Source organism: Flavobacterium orientale (genome assembly GCF_014638005.1).
GTDB classification, from domain to species: domain Bacteria; phylum Bacteroidota; class Bacteroidia; order Flavobacteriales; family Flavobacteriaceae; genus Flavobacterium; species Flavobacterium orientale.
In genome coordinates this window covers 1-3,994 of the sequence record NZ_BMFG01000024.1, presented here as the reverse complement: position 1 = coordinate 3,994, position 3,994 = coordinate 1, and the positions used below count along the sequence as shown (strand labels likewise).

General features: G+C 39.1%; 3 protein-coding genes. All 3 read right to left on the bottom strand.

Annotated features, from left to right (window positions below):
* Positions 1-56: 56 nt before the first annotated feature.
* Positions 57-1,931 carry an OmpA family protein gene (locus IEV15_RS14460; RefSeq protein ID WP_188363252.1) on the bottom strand — a complete coding sequence of 625 codons (1,875 nt, stop codon included), beginning with the start codon at positions 1,929-1,931 and terminating at the stop codon, positions 57-59.
* Positions 1,932-1,950: 19 nt separating this feature from the next.
* The gene (locus IEV15_RS14455; protein WP_188363251.1) at positions 1,951-2,871 is read right to left on the bottom strand and encodes a PorP/SprF family type IX secretion system membrane protein; all 921 of its coding nucleotides are present in this window, start codon (positions 2,869-2,871) and stop codon (positions 1,951-1,953) included.
* A gap of 67 nt (positions 2,872-2,938) precedes the next feature.
* The coding region (locus IEV15_RS14450; protein ID WP_188363250.1) for a T9SS type B sorting domain-containing protein at positions 2,939-3,994 on the bottom strand (1,056 nt) is incomplete at its 5' end.

The following is a 3,994-nucleotide window of genomic DNA, read 5'->3' as shown; positions in this document are numbered from 1 at the left end:
AAAAAAAAACAGACTATCAATGATAGTCTGTTTTTAGCATTCAGTTGTTTTGATATTTATTTCTTTACAATCAAGAACTCACTTCTTCTGTTTTCAGCGTGTTGTTCTTCGGTACAATTTTCACCACAGTCTACCTTAGGTTCGCTTTCACCTAGACCTTTTGCGGAGATTCTCTCTTTTGCAATTCCTTTAGAGATAATGTATTGAGCTGTTGCTTGAGCTCTTCTTTCGGATAAACTCATGTTGTAGCTGTCGCTTCCTCTGTTGTCAGTGTGTGCTCTGGCTATAATAACCATGTTCTCGTTGTTTTTCATCACCTGAACTAACTTATCCAATTCAAAAGCACCTTCTTGAGTAATGTTACTTTTGTTGAATTCAAAGAAGATTGGTTTTAGAATCACTTCTGTTTCCGTTACAATCACATCTATCGGGCTCAAGCTTGCCGCTATGTTTTGAATGCCACCTTTGCTTGCAGCAACCGGGAAGGTATTGCTTTCATAGCCGTCTTTAGCAGCTTGAATAGCATAGGCTTTGTTACATTCTACAAAATAACTCACTTGTCCGTTTGAAGCCGTGGTTTCAGTTGCAATAACGTTTTTCTTCTCATCCACAATAGCCACTTTAGCATTGGCCAGCGGAGCTCCTGTTTTTGCATCGGTTACCAGAGTGATTACTTCTACCCCACAAACCGGAGTCGCCAAATAGATGTTGTCTACACCCGAGCGGTTACTCGATAAGAATCCAACATTTTTTTCTGTATTTAACGAAAAAGCAAAATCTTCTTTCTCACTATTAACAGGTTTACCCATATTGGTAGCTTCGCCTTTAGCTAAATCATATACAAACACGTCCAATCCACCAAAACCTTGTCTTCCGTTAGAAGCAAAATAAAGTGTTTTGTTATCTTGTGAGATAAAAGGGAAGTTCTCATCACCTTCGGTGTTTACACTAGTTCCTAAGTTCTGTGGTTCACCAAAACTACCATCTGCATTGACCGCTACTTTCCAAATATCTGTTCCGCCGATACTACCGGGCATATCAGATGCAAAATAAAGGGTTTTATCATCACTGCTAAGCGATGGATTTCCTGTTGAATAGCTATTGCTGTTAAAAGGAAGTGAAGTGATATTACCCCATTTCTCTCCCGTTTTGGTAGCTTTGAATAAGTTTACTCGTCCAAGTTTAGCATTTACACTTTTGTCTTTAACAAAGCCATTTTCTACAAAACTCTCACTTGAGAAATAAATCGTATTTCCATCTGCACTTAGTGTTGAAGGACCATCATGCCATTTGGAGTTTAACTCCGTTACAGTTGTAGCATTGGTAATGGTGCCATCTACATTGTAAGTAGCTTGATAGATGTCAAGATAAGGCTCATCGTTCCAACCATAGGTTTTACGAGCGGCATTTCGAGCCGAAGTAAAATATAACACATCACCATGAAGCACCGCTCCAAAGTCGGATTTGTCACTGTTAATGTCCAATGGTTTTAAATCAAATTGCTTTTGCTTATCAAGGAGTCTTGGTAAATAGTTCGGATTGGCCTTGAAGTCTTTGGCTCTTTGGTCATTTGGAGCCTTGGCGGCAAACTTTTGCATTTGCTTGTTGGCTTCTTCATATTTACCTTGTGCTTTTAGCATTTGTGCATAGCGGTAATAGGTTTCAGCATCTTGATCGCTTTCCACGGCTCTGGCATACCACTTAGCAGCTTCCTCCGGATTGAAGGTGTTGAAATAACTATCTGCGAGTTGTTTGTAAACATAAGGGTCACCTTTGCTTTTCTCGGCAAGTTTAAGATATTCTTCAGCGGCTGCAACATATTCCAATCTATTGAAGAGTTTGTCTGCTTTTTGTGTTTCTTTAGTCTGTGCTGTTAGTGTTGTAGTTCCAAAAACTACTAAACTTAACAGGGATATATATACTTTTTTCATTGTTTAGGTCGCTTTTAGGTTAGAAATATCTTGGTGAACGTGAAACTTTTTTCGGGAAGTTCAAATCGAACAACAAAATCACCTCGTGAGAAGAAGGAGTGGTTACCTTCAAATCTGATACGATATGGTCATACGCATATCCGATACGTACATTAGGGCTGATGGCATAGTTTACCATAGCACCAAAACTGTCTTCCAATCGGTAAGTAGCTCCTATTTCAAACTTCTCGTTAAACAAAAAGTTGGTCGATACATCTAGTGAAGTTGGAGCATTAAAAGCCGACTTAACCATTGCGAAAGGTTTGAATTTTACATTGTCTGTTAAATCAAACACATAACCTCCTGTTAAGAAATAATGCTGGGTTTCTGTTCCAAATTCTCTTCCGTTAAAATCAAGGTGTTTTGACTTTAGCATATTAGGAACCGACAAGGCTACATAATATTTATTAGTATAGTAAAAAATACCGGTTCCGATATTCATATACACATTGTTTGTGTTTTCAGCAAAAGCCGGGTCGTCAGCCTGCGGAAGTGTGCTGTAGATTTGATCAAATAGGCCTACCTTATGAAAGGTAGCTCCTGCTTTTAAACCAAAGGCTAATTTGTGTTCTCCTCCTAAATTTAAGGTGTATGAGAAATCAGCATATACATTTTGTTCCGTTACGGGTCCTATCTCATCCGAAATAAGCGAAAGTCCCATCCCTACGTTTTTTCCAACAGGCATGTGTCCGGAAAAAGTAGCCGTAGTTGGTGCATCTTCAATTTCTACCCATTGCTTGCGGTATAACAAACCAAAGGAAAGGTTCTCTTTGCTTCCTGCATAAGCCGGGTTAATCACGTTCATATTATACATATACTGTGTATAATGTGGATCTTGTTGAGCGGTAATGTCTGTAAGACCAATTACAACTATCAATAGTGTGAAATATAATTTCTTCATGTTATTATAAGGTTTGTGTTTAAGCAGGGTTGCTACTAAAAGAACAACCCTGCTTTATTGTATTTTATTAACGCTCTCTGTTGATATAAATCCATCCGGTTTTGGTTGGTTCTGTCTCGAACTCTATTACAAAATAATAGGTGCCGTCTGGTAATTCATCGCCTTTGTCAGATTGACCATACCATTGATTGGTATAATTAGTACGGCTGTAAACAATACGTCCGTAGCGGTTAAAAATACTTAATTTCTCAACGCCAAAGGTAGAAAGGTCTAATTCATCATTTTTACCATCTCCGTTGGGAGAGATACCTTTTGGAATCACACAGTTGTTTATCACTACTTCAAAGCTGCTACTTGCTGAACAAGAACCCGAGGTAGCATAAACATAAACGCTTTGGGTTGATGTTATCAAACTTCCAACAGCAAGCTGTGTGCCTGATCCATCAGGACCTGTATAATAAGCATTGTTTGAGGATAAGGTTGGTAATATAAAACTACCGCATTGTTCCACATCATCAAGTTGATCAACATTTACTGAGTCTATCGTTACCACAAAACTGGTTTCTGCAGTACAATTAGGCGAAGTATTGCTCTGAGAGAAGATGTAAATGGTTTGTGTGCTGGTAATCTCATCTCCGGCAGCAAGTCCTTGACCACTTCCATTTGGACCTGTATAATAACTTCCTGCAGTTAGTTGTGGTAATTCATAACTATCACAAGCCGTTGCATTGGGTAGGGTGGCCACTTCAGGAGTGGTGTTTACCGTTACCACAAAACTGGTTTGTGAGGTACAATTTGGCTCTGTATTGGTCTGTGCAAAAATATAAATGGTTTGTGAAGTGGAAATTGGTGTTCCAACGGTAAGCTGTGTTCCACCTCCGTTTGGCTCTGTGAAGAAGTTACCCACTTCAATTGAAGGAAGTACATAACTGTCACAAACGGTAACGTCCGGCAAAGTTGTTGCTTGAACGCTATTTATTGTCACTTCAAAACTCACCTCTGTAGCACAAGGACCATTAGTGGTGTAAATATAAATGGTTTGTGTAGTGGTTATCAAATCTCCTGCGTTTAACAATAGACCTGTGCCACCAGGACCAGTGAAATAATTACCAAGTAATATCGT

Bases quoted from the DNA above. Each gene is read 5' to 3' on its own strand.
- IEV15_RS14455 (WP_188363251.1), bottom strand. From the start codon at position 2,871: ATGAAGAAATTATATTTCACACTATTGATAGTTGTAATTGGTCTTACA.
- IEV15_RS14460 (WP_188363252.1), bottom strand. From the start codon at position 1,931: ATGAAAAAAGTATATATATCCCTGTTAAGTTTAGTAGTTTTTGGAACT.